This is a genomic window from Chryseobacterium paludis, from assembly GCF_025403485.1.
GTDB lineage: Bacteria > Bacteroidota > Bacteroidia > Flavobacteriales > Weeksellaceae > Chryseobacterium > Chryseobacterium paludis.
In genome coordinates this window covers 1,050,924-1,070,961 of record NZ_CP099966.1, presented here as the reverse complement: position 1 = coordinate 1,070,961, position 20,038 = coordinate 1,050,924, and the positions used below count along the sequence as shown (strand labels likewise).

The 20,038-nt window shown below is 34.0% G+C and carries 19 protein-coding genes and 1 tRNA gene; 2 read left to right on the top strand and 18 right to left on the bottom strand.

The window, feature by feature from the left end; translation table 11 throughout:
• Nucleotides 1–69: 69 nt before the first annotated feature.
• From NG806_RS04490 to NG806_RS04480, 3 genes are all read right to left on the bottom strand, one after another.
• Complete coding sequence (locus NG806_RS04490; RefSeq protein WP_261512112.1) at nucleotides 70–432, bottom strand: DUF2255 family protein; 363 nt, start codon at nucleotides 430–432, stop codon at nucleotides 70–72.
• A gap of 109 nt (nucleotides 433–541) precedes the next feature.
• Complete coding sequence (locus tag NG806_RS04485) at nucleotides 542–868, bottom strand: LytR/AlgR family response regulator transcription factor (protein ID WP_214825272.1); 327 nt, start codon at nucleotides 866–868, stop codon at nucleotides 542–544.
• 41 nt (nucleotides 869–909) lie between these two features.
• Complete coding sequence (locus tag NG806_RS04480) at nucleotides 910–1,479, bottom strand: C40 family peptidase (RefSeq protein WP_214825275.1); 570 nt, start codon at nucleotides 1,477–1,479, stop codon at nucleotides 910–912.
• A 152-nt stretch (nucleotides 1,480–1,631) separates the two neighbouring features.
• On the opposite strand from NG806_RS04480, the gene NG806_RS04475 reads away from it, so the two are divergent.
• Complete coding sequence (locus NG806_RS04475; protein ID WP_261512111.1) at nucleotides 1,632–2,282, top strand: hypothetical protein; 651 nt, start codon at nucleotides 1,632–1,634, stop codon at nucleotides 2,280–2,282.
• Between the two features lie 71 nt (nucleotides 2,283–2,353).
• Here NG806_RS04475 and NG806_RS04470 read toward each other — a convergent pair whose 3' ends face one another.
• From NG806_RS04470 to amaB, 12 genes are all read right to left on the bottom strand, one after another.
• Nucleotides 2,354–2,731 carry a membrane lipoprotein lipid attachment site-containing protein gene (locus NG806_RS04470; protein ID WP_214825281.1) on the bottom strand — a complete coding sequence of 126 codons (378 nt, stop codon included), beginning with the start codon at nucleotides 2,729–2,731 and terminating at the stop codon, nucleotides 2,354–2,356.
• Between the two features lie 26 nt (nucleotides 2,732–2,757).
• A tRNA-Ala gene (locus NG806_RS04465) sits at nucleotides 2,758–2,831 on the bottom strand.
• Nucleotides 2,832–3,409: 578 nt separating this feature from the next.
• The gene (locus NG806_RS04460) at nucleotides 3,410–3,889 is read right to left on the bottom strand and encodes a MarR family winged helix-turn-helix transcriptional regulator (RefSeq protein ID WP_214825283.1); all 480 of its coding nucleotides are present in this window, start codon (nucleotides 3,887–3,889) and stop codon (nucleotides 3,410–3,412) included.
• A complete protein-coding gene (locus tag NG806_RS04455) occupies nucleotides 3,889–4,383 on the bottom strand; it encodes a GNAT family N-acetyltransferase (protein WP_261512110.1) in 495 nt (164 codons plus the stop codon). Before NG806_RS04455 ends, NG806_RS04460 begins: the two co-directional genes overlap by 1 nt.
• 144 nt (nucleotides 4,384–4,527) lie before the next feature.
• Entirely contained in the window at nucleotides 4,528–5,943 is a 1,416-nt protein-coding gene (locus NG806_RS04450; protein WP_214825288.1) for an efflux transporter outer membrane subunit, read from the bottom strand.
• 91 nt (nucleotides 5,944–6,034) lie between these two features.
• Nucleotides 6,035–9,181, bottom strand: a complete 3,147-nt coding sequence (locus NG806_RS04445; protein WP_214825290.1) for an efflux RND transporter permease subunit — start codon at nucleotides 9,179–9,181, stop codon at nucleotides 6,035–6,037.
• A complete protein-coding gene (locus NG806_RS04440; RefSeq protein ID WP_214825292.1) occupies nucleotides 9,181–10,365 on the bottom strand; it encodes an efflux RND transporter periplasmic adaptor subunit in 1,185 nt (394 codons plus the stop codon). The genes NG806_RS04445 and NG806_RS04440 overlap by 1 nt, the downstream gene beginning before the upstream one ends.
• A gap of 1 nt (nucleotide 10,366) precedes the next feature.
• The gene (locus NG806_RS04435; RefSeq protein ID WP_214825294.1) at nucleotides 10,367–10,822 is read right to left on the bottom strand and encodes a transcriptional regulator; all 456 of its coding nucleotides are present in this window, start codon (nucleotides 10,820–10,822) and stop codon (nucleotides 10,367–10,369) included.
• 114 nt (nucleotides 10,823–10,936) lie between these two features.
• A complete protein-coding gene (locus NG806_RS04430; RefSeq protein WP_261512108.1) occupies nucleotides 10,937–11,449 on the bottom strand; it encodes a GNAT family N-acetyltransferase in 513 nt (170 codons plus the stop codon).
• Between the two features lie 153 nt (nucleotides 11,450–11,602).
• Nucleotides 11,603–11,833, bottom strand: a complete 231-nt coding sequence (locus tag NG806_RS04425; protein WP_214825298.1) for a DUF2007 domain-containing protein — start codon at nucleotides 11,831–11,833, stop codon at nucleotides 11,603–11,605.
• 61 nt (nucleotides 11,834–11,894) lie between these two features.
• Complete coding sequence (gene lat / locus NG806_RS04420) at nucleotides 11,895–13,220, bottom strand: L-lysine 6-transaminase (RefSeq protein ID WP_214825301.1); 1,326 nt, start codon at nucleotides 13,218–13,220, stop codon at nucleotides 11,895–11,897.
• An 88-nt stretch (nucleotides 13,221–13,308) separates the two neighbouring features.
• On the bottom strand, nucleotides 13,309–14,859 hold the full coding sequence (gene amaB / locus NG806_RS04415) for an L-piperidine-6-carboxylate dehydrogenase (protein WP_214825303.1): 1,551 nt from the start codon (nucleotides 14,857–14,859) through the stop codon (nucleotides 13,309–13,311).
• Between the two features lie 133 nt (nucleotides 14,860–14,992).
• On the opposite strand from amaB, the gene NG806_RS04410 reads away from it, so the two are divergent.
• Nucleotides 14,993–15,187 carry a hypothetical protein gene (locus tag NG806_RS04410; RefSeq protein ID WP_214825305.1) on the top strand — a complete coding sequence of 65 codons (195 nt, stop codon included), beginning with the start codon at nucleotides 14,993–14,995 and terminating at the stop codon, nucleotides 15,185–15,187.
• Between the two features lie 153 nt (nucleotides 15,188–15,340).
• On the opposite strand, the gene NG806_RS04405 is transcribed toward NG806_RS04410, so the two are convergent.
• From NG806_RS04405 to ccsA, 3 genes are all read right to left on the bottom strand, one after another.
• Entirely contained in the window at nucleotides 15,341–15,535 is a 195-nt protein-coding gene (locus tag NG806_RS04405; RefSeq protein ID WP_214825307.1) for an Arc family DNA binding domain-containing protein, read from the bottom strand.
• Nucleotides 15,536–15,608: 73 nt separating this feature from the next.
• Nucleotides 15,609–16,475, bottom strand: coding sequence for an SPFH domain-containing protein (locus NG806_RS04400; RefSeq protein ID WP_214825309.1), 867 nt, complete (start codon nucleotides 16,473–16,475; stop codon nucleotides 15,609–15,611).
• 173 nt (nucleotides 16,476–16,648) lie between these two features.
• Nucleotides 16,649–19,915, bottom strand: coding sequence for a cytochrome c biogenesis protein CcsA (ccsA, locus tag NG806_RS04395; protein WP_261512107.1), 3,267 nt, complete (start codon nucleotides 19,913–19,915; stop codon nucleotides 16,649–16,651).
• Nucleotides 19,916–20,038: the final 123 nt, after the last annotated feature.

Genomic DNA, 20,038 nt, shown 5'->3' with positions numbered 1-20,038 from the left:
AAATGACAAATATTAAGAAATTAACAATATTAGTCATTTAATATAATCAGGATCCGGTACTTAATTTCTCTATTCACAAACAATAAATTCCATTGTTTTTTCAACATGCTTTCCTTCAGTTATTGGTTTTGCATATTGCTTTGTACTATACTTTGTTAAATAGACCTGATTAATAGAAGGAGTAATGTCCACAAAATCATCGGGAATATGTGCATTAATATTCAATATGATATCTCCACATTTTATTTGTCCACGGGAATCTTTTAAGAAGCTGTTGTACCAACTATTTTCTGCAAATCCCCAGGAGCGGGCAAAAATTCTACCATTTACAACCACCATCCAGATGTCTAAAAATGTTTCACGTTCTAAACCTGCTTTTATTCCACTAATATCGTTTTCACAGATGTATTGTAAAGCTTTTTTCTTATTCATTATCTTTTAATTTTTCACAAAACTAAAATGAATGGAAATACAATGAAATATTATTATTCAGTTGGTGGAAAATATTATTCTATTAGATAATATATGGATGTGGATTGATTTATAACATCATTTTGTCTAAAGCTTTCACCAAACAATCCCTGTAACTTTTTGCAACAGCAATTTTTAGATCTTTAGAAATGATTTGGTTGTTTTCGAAAGATTCTATGTTTGTCAGATTCACTATATATGAATTATGAATACGCATAAATTCATCTGGCAAACTTTCAATTAAATCTTTAAGTGTTTTATAATAAATGTATTTCTTATCATAGGTAGTGAAAATCTCAACGTAATTTCCAAGGCCTTTTATCATGATAATATCGTTAAAGAAAAGCTTAATCAGTCTTTTATCTGTTTTAATAAAAGCAAACGTTTTGTTTTTCATCTATCTTACTTAAATCATTTACTTTTTAATACAGCTTTTTTTCACAGAACTCTCTGCGCGTGTAGATAAGCTTTGTTCCAGTACTTTTCATTTAACGAAGATATCATTACCCCTTTTGAAGTTGAGGCATGGATAAATTTGATCTCACCATCACTTCCGATATCATGGACAATACCAACATGTGACACTCTGCTACCTCCTGCTGTAGCAAAAAATAACAGATCACCAGGCTTCACTTCACTGATATCAATTTTTTTACCGGCATCAGCCTGATCAGAAGATCTTCTTGGTAATTTCTGGTCATTTTCTTCAAATACTTTCACTGTAAAACCGGAACAATCAAATCCTGATGAAGTATTACCACCAAACTTATAGGGTGTTCCAATATATTTTTCGGCATCTTTCAAAATACTATTGATAGAACTTGGGACTTTTCCACTAAAATTAGAATCTAATTTTCTTAAGTTCTCAGATTTTGCAACCGTTTTTGTTGTATTCTTTTTTGAGGAAACATTTTTACTGCTTCCACATGAAATCACTAACGAAGTTGCAATCAGCAAAGCAGCTAACTGCTTTATTCCCTTTTTTTCAATAAATAATCCTGCTGTCATATCTGTCTGATTTTTACCTATGTACGTAATTATTGACAAATATACATTTTATATTTTAATTATATATATTCTATACTACAACTATATCATAAATATATGTTAAAATATTGTATTTAATTAATTATCATTATATTTGAATCAAATTTTGGAAAATGGCCACATATGAGAGCTTAATAAAAATAACAGGATCTGTTGGAGATCTTGTCTTTTATACACTGAACGGAAAAAATATTGTTCGGAAAAAAAGTGGTTTTAATAAGAACGCTTTCAAAAAGAGTCCTTCGTATGAAAAAGTAAGACAAAACAGTTCTGAGTTTGGGCATTGTTCTAAAGTGGGAAAAACAATTCGCCAGGCACTTGATTCTTTCATTAAGGCAGGGGAAGATCCTCTACTCTATCAGAGCTTTGCTAAGCTGATGACGGAAATAAAAGATTTGGATATTGTATCGGGAAGAGGAAAGCGTAGTGTAAAAAACGGTATTTCTTTACAGGAAGGAAAAGACTTGCTCAGGAAGTTTCAATTTGGAAAACTTCCTAATTTAGAAGCAATTGCTTCAATTTCATTTGACCTATGGGAAAATAACCTTCAAATAAATAAAAGATTTGAAGCTGATGAAGTTATTATTGTTACTTTAAAAATGGATTTTGATTTATATTCGATCGAAAAGTTTGAAGAAATCATCTCTCTGAAACAACAATCTGAAAGTATAAAATTTGAAAAGCATTTTTCTGATGATGATCTTATTCTTTATTTTATTGTTTTAAAGAATATCGGGGAAATCGTAAATATGGGATTTGTTTAAAAATGACTATAAAAAATTAAAATAAAAAAGGCTACCAATTGGGTAGCCTTTTTCAATATTATAATGCCATATTATTCCTGCTTATCTTTTCCTCCAGACCATGATCCAGATCTTGTAGGAGTTGGAACTTCATTTGTCCAGCTTCCGCTTCCTTTTTTATCAGTTCCTAAATTCCCTCTGAAATCACCATCTGCTGGTAAACCTACTGAAGCATTTAATTCTCCTGAATCGTTAAGGTGACCACTAATTTTGTAGTTCTCATTATTCGTATCAGAATGCATTGTTCCATTTACAGTTCCGTCACTCCCTACCACGATGTTCCAAATTCCTTTGTCACTCCCGTCATAAGTTCCGGACCAGGTTCCAATGTAGTCATAGATCGTATCATCATCTGAACTACATCCTATTAGTGCAAAAGTCGCTAACAAAAGAAAAAAAAGTTTCTTCATAGTTTAATAAGTTTTACCAATATATGTGGAGAATACGGGGATCGAACCCGTCACCTTTAGACTGCCAGTCTAACGCTCTAGCCAGATGAGCTAATTCCCCAATGTTTTTCACTTCTAATTTCTGAAGCGGTACAAAAGTAAGTATTTATAGCACATATACAAATAGTTTGTTAGATTTTATTTAACAAGATTAGCAATTAACTGGATAATAGTTACAAATTTTGTGAATTTTTATACGATAAATAATTCAAATTGGAAATATTTTAGAACCATCATATTTTACCGTGTTATTTTAAAACAAAAAATCTCTAGTGAAAACTAGAGATTTATCTTAAATAATATATAAAAAAATGATGTGGTGTGCTGCTTTTATTAAAATCAATTGTAAAGAAAACTTCAATATTGATGCGTCTTAAAGCATAGTTTGCATTTGCGTTTTTGTTACTTGCAAATACTATACCCTATGTCGTAATTATTTTAATAAAATTTTAAGTTTTTTTTCAACTGATGCAGTATCAACACATTAATTTTATACTCTCTTCAGGTTAAAATATAAATAAAAACAAAAATTGAAAGACAAAATCGAAAATTACCATGAAATAACAAACAAACCCAGAATAAACGGGGTTTACAATAGATTCAAAATAATCAGATTTTAATTCTTACAATCTTGTAATACTATTTGTTATTTTTAAGTTGCAATGTGCGCTGTAAGAATGATTGATTGGCAATTTTTTCCTCAGCTTCATCAATTGCTTTCAACAAATGATTTTCGTTATCTGCTATCTCCGCCAATACCGTTGAAATCAACTCCCATACAGGTTTCATTTTCTCTATAAGTTCAAGACCTTTAGGAGCAAGTTCAATCATTCGTTTCCGTTCATCATGTTTATCTTTTTTTGAGATGATCATTTTTTGTTTTTCAAGCTCTTTCAATAAGCTAATAGTGGACGGGTGAGTATATCCTATCTCATTTGCTATTTCTACAACACTGAGTAATTTTTTATGATGCAATGTAAAGATGACTGGAAACCACTTAGGTTCAAAGTCAATACCGAAAGCTTTATAAATTAAAGCCCCATCCTTCCGCAACTGCTCACTAAGCCTTTGTAATCTCGTGGATATAGCAAGAATACCTGATTCGTTAATAACATTCATTAGACTTCATTTAGATTACGTATATAAAAAATATTATCTGCATTCATCAGAGGAAATTTAGCTGGAAGATCTTCTTTAGCTATTACTGTAAATTGGTTACGCTCATAAAAACGCATTGCAGCATTCAATACTGAAACAGTACCCAGCATGATCTTATCGATCTTATTTTCAAGACAATAAGAGATCAAAATATCCAGTAATTTCTGTGCAATCTGATGTTCTTTGCCTCTGAATTCTTTCTTAACGAACATTTTTCTGATGGCTCCGGCATTGTCGTCAAATTTAACTAAAGCTATAGTTCCCACAAGCTCTCCATCTATGAAGGCTCCCCAAAAGTTCCCCCCTCTTTCTCTGTAAAAGCTTTCTATCTTTAGAAGATCCGGTTGGTCTTCAATGGTAATGGGAATATTAAATTCTTTTTGCTGAATATTCAGAATCAAATCTATGACCTGCTCAGAATATGTATTGCCGATGGGTTGAATTTCTAATGTCATCACTTTTTCTTTAATGTACAAAACTACGTAGTTAACTACATATATGCAAATTAAATTGTATAATATTGATTAATTATTCTATCTATGAAATAAAAAAGACGCATGCAATTCTGCATACGTCTTTTATTCTGACTCATCGTTTTATTATTTCCAGCCTCCTCCAAGAGCCTGATATAAGTCAACACTAGCTTTCATTTTGTTATATTGAGCATTTGAAATATTCAATTCAGCGTTTAATGAATTCACACTCGCATTCAACACTTCAAGATAGTTGGCCATACCATAGTTAACCAATTCCTGAGAGAAGTCAACTGATTTCTTATAAGCATTCAGTTCTTTTCTTTTCAAATCAATGAAAGAATCCTGAACGGAATAAACACGGATTGCATCAGAAACTTCTTTCCCTGCTGTAAGAACTGTTTTTCTAAAGTTTAAATAAGCTGTTTCCTGATTCGCTAAACTAACGTCGTAATTGGTTTTGATCGTTCTTCTGTTTAAGATCGGCTGTGCCAGTCCTGTAACAACGTTAGCAAACAATGAATTGACACTAAATAAGTGATCAATATCTACTGATTGAACTCCCCCTGTTCCTGTTAGTTTTAAAGTAGGATAAAACTGTGCTTTTGCTGAATTTGTCAGTTCAAAAGCATTCATCAGGTTGTACTCTGCTTTCATAACATCAGGTCGGTTGGCTAATAATTGAGCCGGGTATCCTAATTTTATATCATTTGGAAGGCTTTGGTTTTCTAAAGTCGATCTTTCGATTGCATGAGAAGGCTCTCCCATTAATAAGCTCATTGTATTTTCCAATGACTGAATTTGTGTATCAATATCAATCAGTAATGATTGGGCATTAAAAACAAGTGCCTCACTTTGCTGAACTGCAACTTCAGTTACCGTTCCTGACTCTTTTAAAGCTTTTGTTGTTTCCAGATTTTTTTCACGAACGTCAATCGTTTCCTGAATAATTTTCTTTTGTGAATCAAAAGTCAGCAATTGGTAATATGCAGATGCCACAGATGCTACGAGACTGCTCTTTACTGCTTTATGGGCAGCAACAGTTCCTAAATAACTTGCTAGCTGAGCTTTTTCCTGTGCTTTCAATTTACCCCAGATATCAGCTTCCCAGCCAATACTTGCTGTAATATCAAATTGGTTGACATACCTTCTTTCTCCAATGATCTGACCAAACTGTGTATTAATAGACTGGGTCTGAAATGTGTAGTTAGGTCCAACTGAAACAGTGGGTTGATATGCTGCTTTACTCTGCTTTAAATAAGCTTCTGCAGATGCAATACTTTGCAAAGCAATTCTAATATCTAAATTATTTTCTAAAGCTTTTGAAATATGTCCCTGCAATATTGGATCTGTGAAAATTTCTTTCCATGAAATATCTGCGATAGATGCACTGTCTTTAGGAAGCATATCCGTACGGAAAAGCTTTTCGTCCACAACATTTTTCGGTCTTTCATAGTCTTTTCTTGCCATACAAGATGAGATGGCAGCCAGTACGAAAGCTGAAAAAGTTATTCCTTTTATGATGTTTAATAAACTTTTCATTTTTAAAAATTGGAAGTTAGAAATTAGAGGTTAGAAGCTAGATTTAAGATTTTAGACTAATATCTAACCTCTAACCTTTCTAATCTATATTTTATTCTGCTAAATTGATGTCTTCTCTTTTAATAGGCTTGATCTTTTCTTGCAGTGTTTCGAAAATCACATACAACACAGGAATCACAATAAGTCCTAATACTGTTCCTATCAATAACCCGATTGCTGCACCGGTTGCAATAGATCTGTTACCTACCGCTCCGATACCACTTGCTAATACCAGTGGCAATAATCCAAAGATGAAAGCAAAAGAGGTCATCAAAATTGGTCTTAATCTCGCTTTCGCAGCATTGATCGCAGACATTACAATGGTTTCACCATGGTGTCTTCTCTGAACAGCAAATTCGACAATCAAGATGGCATTCTTCGCCAGCAATCCAACCAACATGATCAAGGCGATCTGGAAATAAATATTATTTTCCAAGCCCATGATCTTTTGTCCAAAGTAAGCCCCCATTACCCCTAAAGGAAGTGAGATCACAACAATTAATGGAAGAATATAACTTTCGTACTGAGCAGAAAGGATAAAGTAAACGAAGATCAAACTTAATCCGAAAATTAGTAATGTTTGAGATCCTGAGTTCAATTCCTCTCTCGTTAATCCAGTAAATTCTACATCATAATTCTGATTCAGGGTTTCTTTTGCTACTTGCTGTACTGCAGTAATAGCATCCCCTGAACTGAATCCCTGAGAGTTACCACCAGTGATTTTCACGGATGTAAACAAGTTATAACGGCTAACAGATTGTGGCCCGTATGCCTTTTTTAACGTTACAAACTGTGAAATTGGCGACATTACTCCTGAACCTGTTTTTACATATAGTTCATTAAGATTATCTATATTTTTTCTGTTCTCAGGAAGTGCCTGAACCATTACTCTAAACTGTTTCCCGTATTTCGTAAAGTCAGCCGTATAAATCCCTCCGATATACCCTTGCATTGTACTTAGGATATCACTTACAGAAACTCCTAATTGCTTAGACAATGGAACATTAATTTCCATTTGATACTGCGGATATTTTGTATTAAAAGAGGTTTGTGCAAATTCGATTTCGGGTCTTTCTACAAGCTTACCAATGAATTCATTGGTCTTATCATCAAGAGCTGCATATTCACCACCCGACTTATCAAGTAATACCATCTCAAACCCAGCACTGTTACCAAAACCAGGTACACTTGGTGGTTGGAAGAATACGATTTTAGCATCCGGTACATTTCCAGAAATTCCAAATAACTTTTTCGTGATATCTTCAGAAGTCAGATTATCTTTTTTCCTTTCATCGAAAGGTTTCAATTTGATGAATGCAAGACCATTGTTACTTCCGTTTCCTGATAAAAATCCTCTACCTGTTGAAATAGTGACATTCTGCACTCCCGGAATTTTCATTGCACTGGCCTGTAGTGTTTTCAATGCGTTATATGTTCTTTCCATAGAAGCTCCCGGAGGCAGCTGTACATCGGTAAAGATAATTCCACGGTCTTCGGTAGGTACAAAACCCTTTTTCATTGTTGAGCTTGCCCAGAATAAGATTCCTCCTGTAACAGCAAAAATGATCAGAGTAACCCACTTATGTCTTAACAAGAAAACGAATCCTCTTCCGTAACGTTCAGTAGTTGTTCTGAAAGCAATATTGAATTTATAGAAAAACTTCTGAAGGAAATTCAGTTCCTTGTATTCTTTATGATGTTCAGAGTGAGGTTTCAGGAATAATGAGCATAAAACCGGACTTAACGTTAATGCATTAACAGCAGAAATGATAATCGCAACAATAAGCGTAATACCAAACTGCTGGTAGAATACCCCTGTAGGACCTGTAATAAAGGTTACCGGAATAAATACGGATGCCATTACCAATGTAATTGAAATAATAGCTCCTGTAATCTCATCCATTGCTTCTACAGTTGCCTTTTTAGCATCAGAAATACCATGTTCCATCTTGGCATGAACGGCCTCGACGACGACAATCGCGTCATCCACCACAATACCAATTGCTAGTACTAGTGCAAATAAGGTTAAAAGGTTTAATGAATATCCAAATAAATTCAGGAAGAAAAATGCTCCTACAATAGATACCGGAACTGCAATGGCCGGAATCAAAGTGGATCTGAAATCCTGTAAGAAAATATATACCACAATGAATACCAGAATAAACGCTTCAATTAAGGTATGAACAACCTTTTCAATAGACGCATCTAAGAATTCATTGGTATCAAAGTTAAAGGTATATTTTATCCCTTTAGGAAAAGTTCCTTCAGCTGATTTTAAATAGATTTTAATATTTTTAATGATCTCCTGAGCATTAGAACCCGGTGTCTGAAAGAATCCCATACTAATAGAGGGACTGTTTCCGTTTTCCCCAATTCCTGTATAAGATTGCCCGGCTAATTCAACTTTTGCAACATCCTTAAGCATCAAATTCTGTCCGTCTCCTAGAGACTTGATAATGATGTTGTCATATTGAGATTTTTCGTTGAATTTACCAACATATTTAATGATGTACTCAAAAGAGCTACCGCTGTTTTGTCCGATGGACCCAGCTGCTGCTTCTCTACTTTGTTCATTAATAGCTCCTGTAACGTCATCCGGTGTTACTCCGTACGCTGCCATTTTTGCAGGATCCAACCACACTCTCATAGAATAGTTTTTCCCACCAAAAACAGTGGCATCCCCTACACCATTAATCCTTTTAATATTAGGAATAATATTAATATTCAGGAAATTTTGAAGGTATACATCATCAAGATCCTTATTTTCAGAATAGAAGGACATATACATCAAGGCACTGGTCTGCTGTTTCTGAGTAACAACCCCTGAACGCGTTACCTCACTCGGAAGCAATGGTGTTGCTCTTGTTACACGGTTCTGTACGTTTACCGCTGCAATATCCGGATCAACTCCTTGTTTGAAGAAAACCTGGATATTTGCAGAACCATCGTTACCAGCTGAAGAAGTAATATAATCCATTCCTTCTACCCCGTTGATCTGTTCTTCCAAAGGAACTACTACACTTTTCATTACAGTCTCCGCATTGGCTCCCGTATAGTTCGCTGTAACACTTACTGTAGGAGGTGCAATATCCGGATATTGGGTGACAGGCAATGAAATAAGGCCTAAAACACCGAGTATAACAATTAATATTGATATAACAGTGGATAAAACCGGTCTGTTAATAAAGTTTTTTATCATTAGAATTTCGGTTTTATAGATTGAACCAGGCTATCCATTTTTACAGGTTTTGGTTTTACAGCAGTTCCTGATTTCAATCCACCGATACCTGCTGCAACTACTACTTCTCCTTTATTTATTCCTGATTTTAATAACGCCATGTTATCAATTCTGTCAATTACACTGACAACTACATTCTTAGCAGTGTCTTTTTCTACTTTATAAACGTAAACAATTCCCTGTTGTTCATAGGTAGCACTTTCAGGAACTACCAAAACATTATCGTAAGCTTTAGGTAATCTAATTGTTCCACTATTTCCATTACTTAGTAATTTTTGAGCATTTGAAAATGCCACTCTGAACTGAATAGTTCCTGTAGTTGGATCAATTTGCCCGGTAATGGCCTCGATCTTTCCTTTTTCAGGATAAAGACTTCCATTAGCCAACTGTAAATCAACCATGGGAAGATTTTTGATTTTTTCCGGCATAGTTGCACCTACAGATTTCTCCAGAAAGTCAAAATATTCCTTCTCATTCATTGAGAAGTAAGCGAAAACCTGAGAAGTATCAGAAATCGTTGTTAGCGGAGTCTGATCTGTCGGACCTACCAAACTACCTACTTTCAAAGGCAGCTTTCCGATAACTCCTGAAATAGGGGCACGGATAATAGAATATTCGATATTCGCTTCTACTCCTTTATAATTAGCACTTGCCTGACGTTTTGAAGCAATAGCCTGCTGTAATTGCGCCTGAGCTTGTGCTAAATTAGCTTGTGCTGTTTGTAATTGAACGTTACTGATGATATTCTTCGCAACCAAAGGTTTTAGCTTATTTACTTCTACCTGAGCTGCATTTACTGAAGCCTGTGCCGCTGCAATTGTAGATTCGGCAGCGCCAATTCCTGCTTTTGCTGCAGCTGCATTTTCAGTTAATATATTTGTTTCCAAACGGAATAAAGGCTGTCCTTTCGTTACGTATTGTCCTTCATCAACTAAAAGCTGTGTAATATATCCCTGAATTTTAGCTCTTACATCATTGTTTACTCTACCTTGTATACTCGCAGGGAACGTTTGATATCCAATGATATTTTTTTGTTCAACCGAAATTACAGGATAAGGCTTGGCACCATCCTGTTTCGGAGCTTCTTTTTTGCAGGCCGTCAAAGAAATAGCTGCAACAGAAAGTATAATTAGTTTATTTGTCATTTTATAGTTTATTAATAGATTCCTGAATATTTGAAATATTTTTGTTTAATAGCGCCTTATAAATTGTAAGTTTTTCATTGTAGTCTTCATCTTTTACTTTTCTTAAGTTGTTTAAATCATTTAATAATTTTAATTCGTCTTGTAATCTTTGTACTATTTTTTCAAATCTTATCTTCATATGTTCATCATTAATAAAAAAATACCTTTTCCTCTCATCCATCTTATTAAGATCTATAATAAGCTGTGAGTTTAGCAACAATGAAATACTGGTGGAAACGGAACTTTTACTGGCAGAGAGTACCTCTACAAATTCGTCAAAAGTAATTCCTACTTTCTCAAAATCGAAAATGAGGTAGGAATAGATTTTTGAAGCTAATGGTGGTATATTCAAAGAGCTGCCATAAAATTTCACAGCATCTTGAAAAACTTTTTCATCAACTTCTATACTTTGATGCATAATTTAAATTTGAACAAAAGTATAAATTAGTTCAGAACTAAACGAACAAACTCAATAGAGTTTATAAATACATAGCGTTTTAAAAATTCAATGGAAGTTGATTTAACTTTTTACTCAAATTATAATCTTCTCAAATGCTTTTCTTACGCCGCCTGCTAAAACGACTTCACCACAATAGGAGTATCCCTGTTTCTCAAGAATCTTCAGCATGGCAATATTATCGTAATTGGTATCTACTTTTACACTTTGAACCCCTTGGGATTTTGTGTAATCTTCTATGTGTTCAAAAAGTTTCTTAACTAAACCTTGTCCTGCAAATTCTTCGGAAACGGCTACTCTGTGTACAACCACAAATTCACCATTGCTTAGCCAGGCTCCTTCAATCGTGCTGTAAGCAGGTTCATCATTGAATATTAAAGCAACATATACTGCAACAGCTTCATCTACTGTAAGTACAAATCCAAAACCTTTGGCAATATCACTTTCTACAGTATCAGCATTAGGATATCCATTCTGCCATTGGGTACTCCCATCCGCCTTCCTCCTTTGTATAGCTTGCTGGATAATTTCCCAAATGATATTTCTGTCTTTAATTTCTGCCTTCCTGAATTTAACTTGCTGCGTCATATATTTTTAATTGTTGAAAAAATTTAAAAGACAAAAATAGGATTATTTTAAATCATTTATATTTCCTTAGCATTAAATTTAAATAAAAAAACCGAAAACTAATTAAATTAATTTTCGGTTCGAAGTAGTAAAATTTAAAATTATGAAATTCTTTTATTGGTTTGCACTTTGTTGTATATAAGTGTCAATAATTTCGAATGCTTTTTTCTCATCCTCTAAATCCACCATAACTTTTAGTGATGTCGCTGTTGGCGTTGTCGTAAAAGTTAAATAATTATTTTCAACAGTGTTTGTGATTTGGGCGTCATCTAATTTAGATTTGATCAATTGAATTTCTGAAGGATTATCACTTTCAAAAACTGATACTCGCGTACTTCTTTCCATATTTTATCCTTTTTGAAATCTAAATATAGTAAGATTTTTCCAAAATTACAAATCTGTGGTTTTAAATTTTGTTAATATTATTTTCTATTTTATCCAAAGCAAGCTGAATTTCTTCTCTGGAAACATTCAGATGTGGTCTAAAACGAATCGATTGATCTCCACACGATAAAATAATTAAACCATCATTGAAAAGTTCATTAATTAAATGGTTTCTCTGCTCTCCCGAAGGAAGGTCTATAGCACACATTAATCCTCTTCCTCTTGCATTGGAAATTTTTTCAGGATACTTCTGAGCTAAATTCTGTAAGCCTTCTAATAAGTACTCACCTACCAGCTTAGCATTCTCCACAAGATTTTCTTTTTCAATAACTTCCATTACCAATTGGAAACGAAGCATATCGATAAAATTCCCTCCAAAAGTGGAATTAATTCTTGAACTTTCTCTGAACACATTATTAGGAATCTGGTCAAATTTCTCTTTATTCGCTAAAACTCCACATACCTGTGCTTTTTTACCAAAAGAAATAATATCTGGTTTTGCAGTAAAATGTTGGAAAGCCCACATTTCTCCCGTAATTCCAATACCGGTTTGTACTTCGTCAAAGATTAAAAGAATTTCATTCTGATCACACAGTTTTCTTAATTCAACAAAAAACTCATCTCTAAAATGGTTATCTCCACCTTCAGCCTGAATAGGTTCAATAATGATACAAGCTACTTTGTCAGGATTGGAAATAATAGCTTCTTCGATATGCAATAGCGCTAATCTTTCATTTTTGATCGTTTCCTCTAAATTCTCTTCAGTGATTGGAAAGCTCAATTTTGGATTAAGGATTCTTGGCCATTCAAACATTGGGAAATATTGATATTTCCTAGGATCAGAAGTATTTGTTAAACTTAATGTATAACCACTTCTTCCATGGAATGCCTGTCTGAAGTGAATACAAATTCCAGCTTCAGTTTGAAGTCCTTTTTCAAAATTCTTACGTGTTTTCCAGTCAAAACATGCTTTCATTGCATTTTCAACGCCTAAAGAACCACCTTCAATAAAGAAAGCTAATTGTAATTCTTCGGGGATAACTACTCTTTCAAAAACCTCTAAAAAATGAGCATATTCCTCTGAATATACGTCTGCCAGCGTTGGTTTATTAACCGCCATTTTTCCTAGCCATTCTGATTTCCCTACAAGGTAAGGGTGATTGTATCCGATAGATGCTGAACCGAACATCGAAAACATATCTAGAAATTTTTTATCTGTAAGTCTGTCATACAGCCATGAACCATGAGATTTTTCGATATCCATTACGAAATCAAAACCGTCTGCCAGTACGTGTTTTCCTACAGTCTCTTTAACTTTATTTGCTTTTATATCAATTGTCTGTTCCATATTGTTGTGATTGAAAGATTAAAGATTGAAAAAAATTTAATTAAAATATATACATTTTTCAATCTTTAAATGATTTTAAATGTTTTAATTAAATATCAAACTTAATTCCTTGTGCTAAAGGAAGACTTGTCGTATAGTTGATCGTATTCGTTTGTCTTCTCATGTAATATTTCCAAGCATCTGAACCCGATTCTCTACCGCCTCCTGTTTCTTTTTCACCACCGAAAGCACCTCCAATCTCAGCACCAGAAGTTCCAATATTTACATTCGCAATTCCACAGTCTGAACCCGCTTGAGAAAGGAATAATTCTGCTTCTCTTAAATTTTGAGTCATAATTGCAGAAGATAATCCCTGAGGAACATCATTTTGAATAGCAATTGCTTCTTCAAGAGTTTTGTATTTTATTAAATATAAAATGGGAGCAAAAGTTTCATGTTGTACAATTTCGTAAGAGTTTTTTACTTCAGCGATACATGGTTTTACATAACATCCAGACTCATAGTCTTTACCGCTTAGAACACCTCCTTCAACAATGAACTTCCCACCTTCTTTTTTACATTTTTTGATTGAATCTTCATATTGAGTAACAGCACCTTTATCAATTAGTGGTCCAACATGATTAGTCTCATCTAATGGATTTCCGATTTTTAACTGTCCGTATGCTTTTACCAATCTATTTTTTACTTCATCATAAACATCTTCATGAATAATCAGTCTTCTCGTAGATGTACATCTCTGACCCGCAGTTCCTACAGCTCCGAAAACAGCACCAATGATCGACATATCGATATCAGCATCTTTAGAGATAATAATGGCATTATTTCCTCCCAGCTCAAGGATAGATTTACCAAATCTTTCAGCAACTTTAGAAGAAACCATTCTTCCTACTCTTGTAGAACCTGTGAAAGAGATTAATGAAACACGCTTGTCATCAACTAGTTTTTGTCCGATCTCGTGATCAGAAACCATCACACTTGAAATTCCTTCAGAAAGGTTATTTTCTTTAAGAACTTCAGCTAAAATATTTTGACATGCAATTGCACAGAAAGGTGTTTTTTCAGAAGGCTTCCAAATGGTTACGTTTCCACATATCCAAGATAATGCTGTATTCCAAGCCCAAACAGCTACCGGGAAGTTAAATGCTGTAATAATTCCTACAATTCCCAGTGGATGATATTGTTCATACATTCTGTGACCTGGTCTTTCAGAATGCATGGTAAACCCGTGAAGCTGTCTTGATAAACCAACAGCAAAATCACAAATATCAATCATCTCCTGAACTTCACCAAGACCCTCCTGTAGAGATTTTCCCATTTCATAAGAAACAAGTTTCCCTAAATCATCTTTATATTCTCTTAATTTTAGACCTAACTGTCTTACAATTTCTCCCCTTTTTGGTGATGGGATCATTCTAAATTCCTGAAATGCTTTTTGAGCAGATTGAATTACCTTTTCATAATCAGCTTCATTTGAAGTTTTTACTTTAGCAATTAATTTTCCATCAACAGGAGAATAACTTTCTATTATTTTTCCTGATGCAAAGTACTTTCCACCTACGGAAGTTCCTTTGTTATCATCTTTAATACCTAGATTTTTAAGCGATTTCTCGATACCGAAATCCTTGACTTTTTTAGACATAAAATATTCCTTTTCGTTTTCTCTAAAGATAAAAATATTATGCGAAACCCAAAATTTTAATTTTCGTTGCGTTTTTATTTGGACTAATTATAAACATGCTTATCTTTGTAATACCAATATTTTAATTTCAGAAATGGAAAATAAGAAACCAATAAACGAACCCGAAAAAGAGGATACTTCAAAATGGAAACAATGGGTTAAGCGTTTTGGGATCGGAGGGATTATATTTTTTACTGTAAAAGGGATTATAACTTCTACACTGATCTATTTCCTGGGAAAGAATTTCTGGACTATTATTAGCACGTATTTTACTACTTTATTTGATTAATAAGGTTATTCATAAAATAAAAAAGCAGAGAAAATTTCCCTGCTTTTTTACTATGCTTTAGTTAAGTTTTCTTTTATTAATCACAAAGCGGATAAAAATCAATAATTTTCTATATCACTTCTGCAACTTTACGATTTGAGTTTTCACTTTTAACTATTCCTTTTTCTTTCTTCCGGACTCAACAAGATTTTGATGAAGCAAATACTCAATTTGTCCATTTACACTTCTGAATTCATCATTTGCCCATTTTTCCAGAAGTTTGTAAGTAGATTCTTCGATCCTTATCACAAAGGATTTTTTGCCTTTTTGAGTGCTTTCGGAAGAATTTTGAGATTTTTGAGGTTTCATTTTTTATTTTTAAAATTTCAAACAAAGACTTTTTTAAATTTCAAGTCTTCTTGCTTTTAAGTTGGCAGGAATTTTAATTATATAAAGTTCCTGCATTTAAAATAGGCTGTGCCGCTTTTTCACCACAAAGAACCACCATAAGATTACTAACCATGGCAGCCTTTCTTTCATCATCTAATTCTACGATATTCTCTGCAGAAAGTTTTTTTAATGCCAGATCAACCATTCCAACGGCCCCTTCTACAATTTTTGTCCTTGCCGCAACAATAGCAGTGGCCTGCTGTCTCTGAAGCATTGCTCCCGCGATTTCTGATGCATATGCCAGATGTGATATCCTAGCTTCCTGAATCACAATTCCTGCCTTTGAGAGACGATCTGTAAGTTCCTGTTCCAGGATAGAATTGATCTTGTCACCACCCTCTCTCAAGGTAATCGGAGCATGATCATCCTCTAAATTATCATAAGGAAAACTCATAGCCAAATGACGCACAGCAGCTTCACTTTGCATTTTTACAAAATCAGAATAACGCTCAACATCAAAAGCTGCTCTATAAGTATCGCCCACTTTCCATACAATAACGACAGCAATTTCAATTGGATTTCCCATCTTATCATTCACTTTTAAAGTCTGTCCCTGTAAATTTTCAGAACGGAGTGATATTTTTTGTGAGGAATACAATGGGTTAATAAAGAACAGTCCGTTATCTTTTACTGTTCCAACATATTTTCCAAAGAAGTTCAATACTCTTGAATGATTAGGCTGAATGATCATTAAGCCTTTCAAAAAGAAACAAGAAGTTAGAAAACATACCATTGCTAAAACAACATAAGTAATACTTTGATCTACTCCACTTATAAATAAGTAAACAGCAGCTATAAATAAAACAAGGCAAATTACCAGTGTTATATAGCCGGACATAGGTTTTAGGATTTTTTCCATATAAATATAAATTTTAAAATGATATTATTTTGATATCATAAAGATATAAATTAGTTTTAAAATATAACAGATAAGTTTCAAGTTTTTAAACCATTAGAAAAATTCCTTTGCAGATCACAACAAAAAATCCCGGAAAATATATTTCCGGGATTTTGTTATTTTAATTGCAAACCTTATTTTTTATTTAATGCTTTAAATTTAAAGTAAGAAGCAGCGGATAATAAGAGCATAACAGATAATCCGATATATACCCAAGCCGGAACCGGAACCGGATCTCCTGCTGCGTAAGAGTGAAGACCTGTTAAATAGTAATTAACTCCAAAATAGGTCATTACCATCGAGCAGAAAGCAAACATCGTAGCTACATGGAAAGCCCATTTACTTCTCAATCCAGGAACCAATCTCATGTGCAGTACAAAAGCATACACCATGATAGAGATGAAAGCCCACGTTTCTTTTGGATCCCAGCTCCAGTATCTACCCCATGACTCATTCGCCCAGATTCCCCCTAAGAAGTTCCCTACAGTTAAAGCAAATAAACCTATAGTAAGAGACATTTCAGAAACAATTACCAATTCTTTTAAAGTGGTATCATGGTGAATTTTATAGGTCTTTTTACTTGAAATAATATAGAATACTAATGATATCACTGCAATGATCATAGATAGGGCAAAGAACCCGTAACTTGAAGTAATGATCGCTACGTGTACAATTAGCCAATATGACTTCAATACAGGTACCAAAGGTGTAATTTGTGGATCAAGAGCAGATCCTCCGTGTGCAAATCCCATCATAATTACTGCAACCATAAATCCTGCAGCAGGAATTAGTGCATTGGCATTTCTGTACAATAATAATCCTGCAGAAATACCGACCCACGAGATAAATATTATAGCCTCATATCCATTACTCCAAGGTGCATGACCTGAAATATACCATCTTGCCACAAGACCTAAGAAATGGAATATATATCCTATCAGACCTAAAACAATAATTGCTTTGATTACTTTACTTAATACTTTGTTAGGCTTGAATAAATCAACAAAACCTAATAACAATAGCAATCCGCCAATTAAAGTATAGAAAATTAATAATTTAAAGTTGATATTCACTTTGTTCATGAACACCTCAAGATCTACTTTAGATTTTGAAGGAACTACACTTTTCCCCCACTTTTGCTGGTAATCTGAAAGCTTCTTCAGTTCAGCATCAGCTTTTTTCCAGTATCCTGATTTCTGAGCAGTTAAAGCTTCTGCAAAATAAGGTCCCATTACCTCCTGAGATTCCATATCCGGTTCAAATTTTTGATCCAACCAAGAATGCCAAGTGTGATTCGGATCATTTTTCACAGGAACAATTCTCATAAACTGCCCACTAAAAAATTCGTTGAAAATCTGAACTCTTTCATTTACAGAAATAATCTCTTTATCATAATTAGTCTGTTCAGCAGGTTTTTTACGGAAAGCGATGTTATAATCGTGCTCCAGAATATAAGTAAGATTACCATTGGCATCCGCTGGGAAAAGATTCATTAATGAAGTATAACCTTCATCATCAGCCTTTGTTTTATTCTTTAATTCGTCTCCTCCTTTAGAACCTACTTTAATAATAGGAACCATTGTCCAGCTTGGGGTATCAGTATTGATAGACAGAAACCATTGATTGGCTGTAAGAGACTTTCCATCTGTTCCTTTGAATTCGTCCTTTTTGTATAGTTTTCTTAAAACATCCAGCGCTTCAGTATTGATAGGAACAATTCTTCCTTCAAAATTCTGAACTAAAAGGTATCCGAATTTATCTGCGTGTTCTTTACTTATTTTATTTCTAGCAATAATTTCATCTGCAGAAATCATTCTCATTTTACCTAATGGACTAGCTAATGAATTTTGTCGCGGAGCTATTTCTTGCTGGTTCGTTTCAGGAACTTGTGCATGAGAATGCCCATCGCCTTCTACATGAATATGTTCTCTGCTTCCATCAGTGGTTCCGTGAGTTTCAATTTTTTGAGCATTTAACCCTAAACTTAGTAGCAATAATACGACTGTTGCCGCTCTTTTCTTATTAACATCTCTCAACATTTTATTTAACTTCCAGAAATGAGTTCCTTTCCAGAAGAAAATAATAAACATTCCAAGAAATAATAAATTGTATCCCAAATAAGAAATCATAGTTCCCCAAAAATCATGATTTACAGATAATACAGTCCCCATTCTATCCGGATCAAAACTTGCCTGGAAAAAACGATATCCGCCATGATTAAGAACGTGGTTCATATAAATTTTATAAGGTGTCTGCTTTCCGCCATCAATAATTTTCACATGGCTTTCGTAAGCACTTGGTGAAGAACTTCCAGGATAGGTTTCCATTACGAAATCATCCAGTTTCAATGCAAAAGGAGTATTATATACTTTAGGACCAAAACCAGCCATAATATTCAGCCCGTCCATGGTAATTTGCTTATAGGCATTTGGATTTCCTTTTTCTACAGACAACTCAACAAGCTGTTTTGTTTTAGGACCCTGAATTTCAATTTTCAACATATCAGGAACAGCCTGATCCTTCTTTCTATCGCCTTCAATAGCCAATAACTTCCCTTTTCTAAGTCCTTCAGGTACTACCAACTTTAAATCATTGATACTGTATAAACTTCTTAATGCTAAAGGTTGGAATTCATCTTTTTTAGTATTTCCGGTAGCCTGAGTTGCCATCGTCATATAGGTTGCATCAACCGGAGTTTTAACGAATAACTTCCCGCCTTCATTTTTAAACTCTACAGCACCTTCAATGGCTCTGTTAAAAGTAACAAGAGTTCCATTGATGGATTTTGTCTCTCCCGGTTTGATATAAATATTTTGTCTTCCGGTCTGTCCTGTTGAAACCAAATGAAGGTATTCTGCACCATTCGGATCAGCAATCAGACTGTCTTTTTTTCTTTGAATATATTCTTTAGCAAAGATCTTAACTTCTTTTCCATGGAAATCATAAGTTGCACTAAAGTCTTTATGTAATGGAGACATTAGATAAGGAATATCCTGATAGTTCAGAACATCTCCTTTTTCTTCGATCTGAATTTTGAAGAAATTCTTATCCGTTACAATTTCGTTTGAAGTTTCGCCTTCTCTGATGTGCATTGTTCCTTCAAAACTTACATATCTTGTAATGGCACCACCTATAAAAATAAAAACAAATGCGAGGTGAAACATAAGAACCGGCCACTTCTCTCTCTTCCATAGTCTATATCTCCCGATATTTCCAATGAAATTTAAGATCAGCAATACCATAATCAGCTCAAACCATTTTGCTTCATAAATTAATGCTTTCGCTGTAGGGGTTCCATAATCGTTTTCGAGAAACGTTGCATACGCCATAGAGAATGCAAAGACCAGCAGCAACACAGCCATTGTTCTGGTTGAAATAAGAATATCTTGGATCTTCTTCATGATTTATTTTACTTGACATGCAAAAATAAGCATGATTAAGTAAAAGGTCGATAAAAAAAGATGTTTTTTATCATTTTAAAGCCTATATTAGTTATTTTGAATTATTCTTAATAAGCCGAAAAA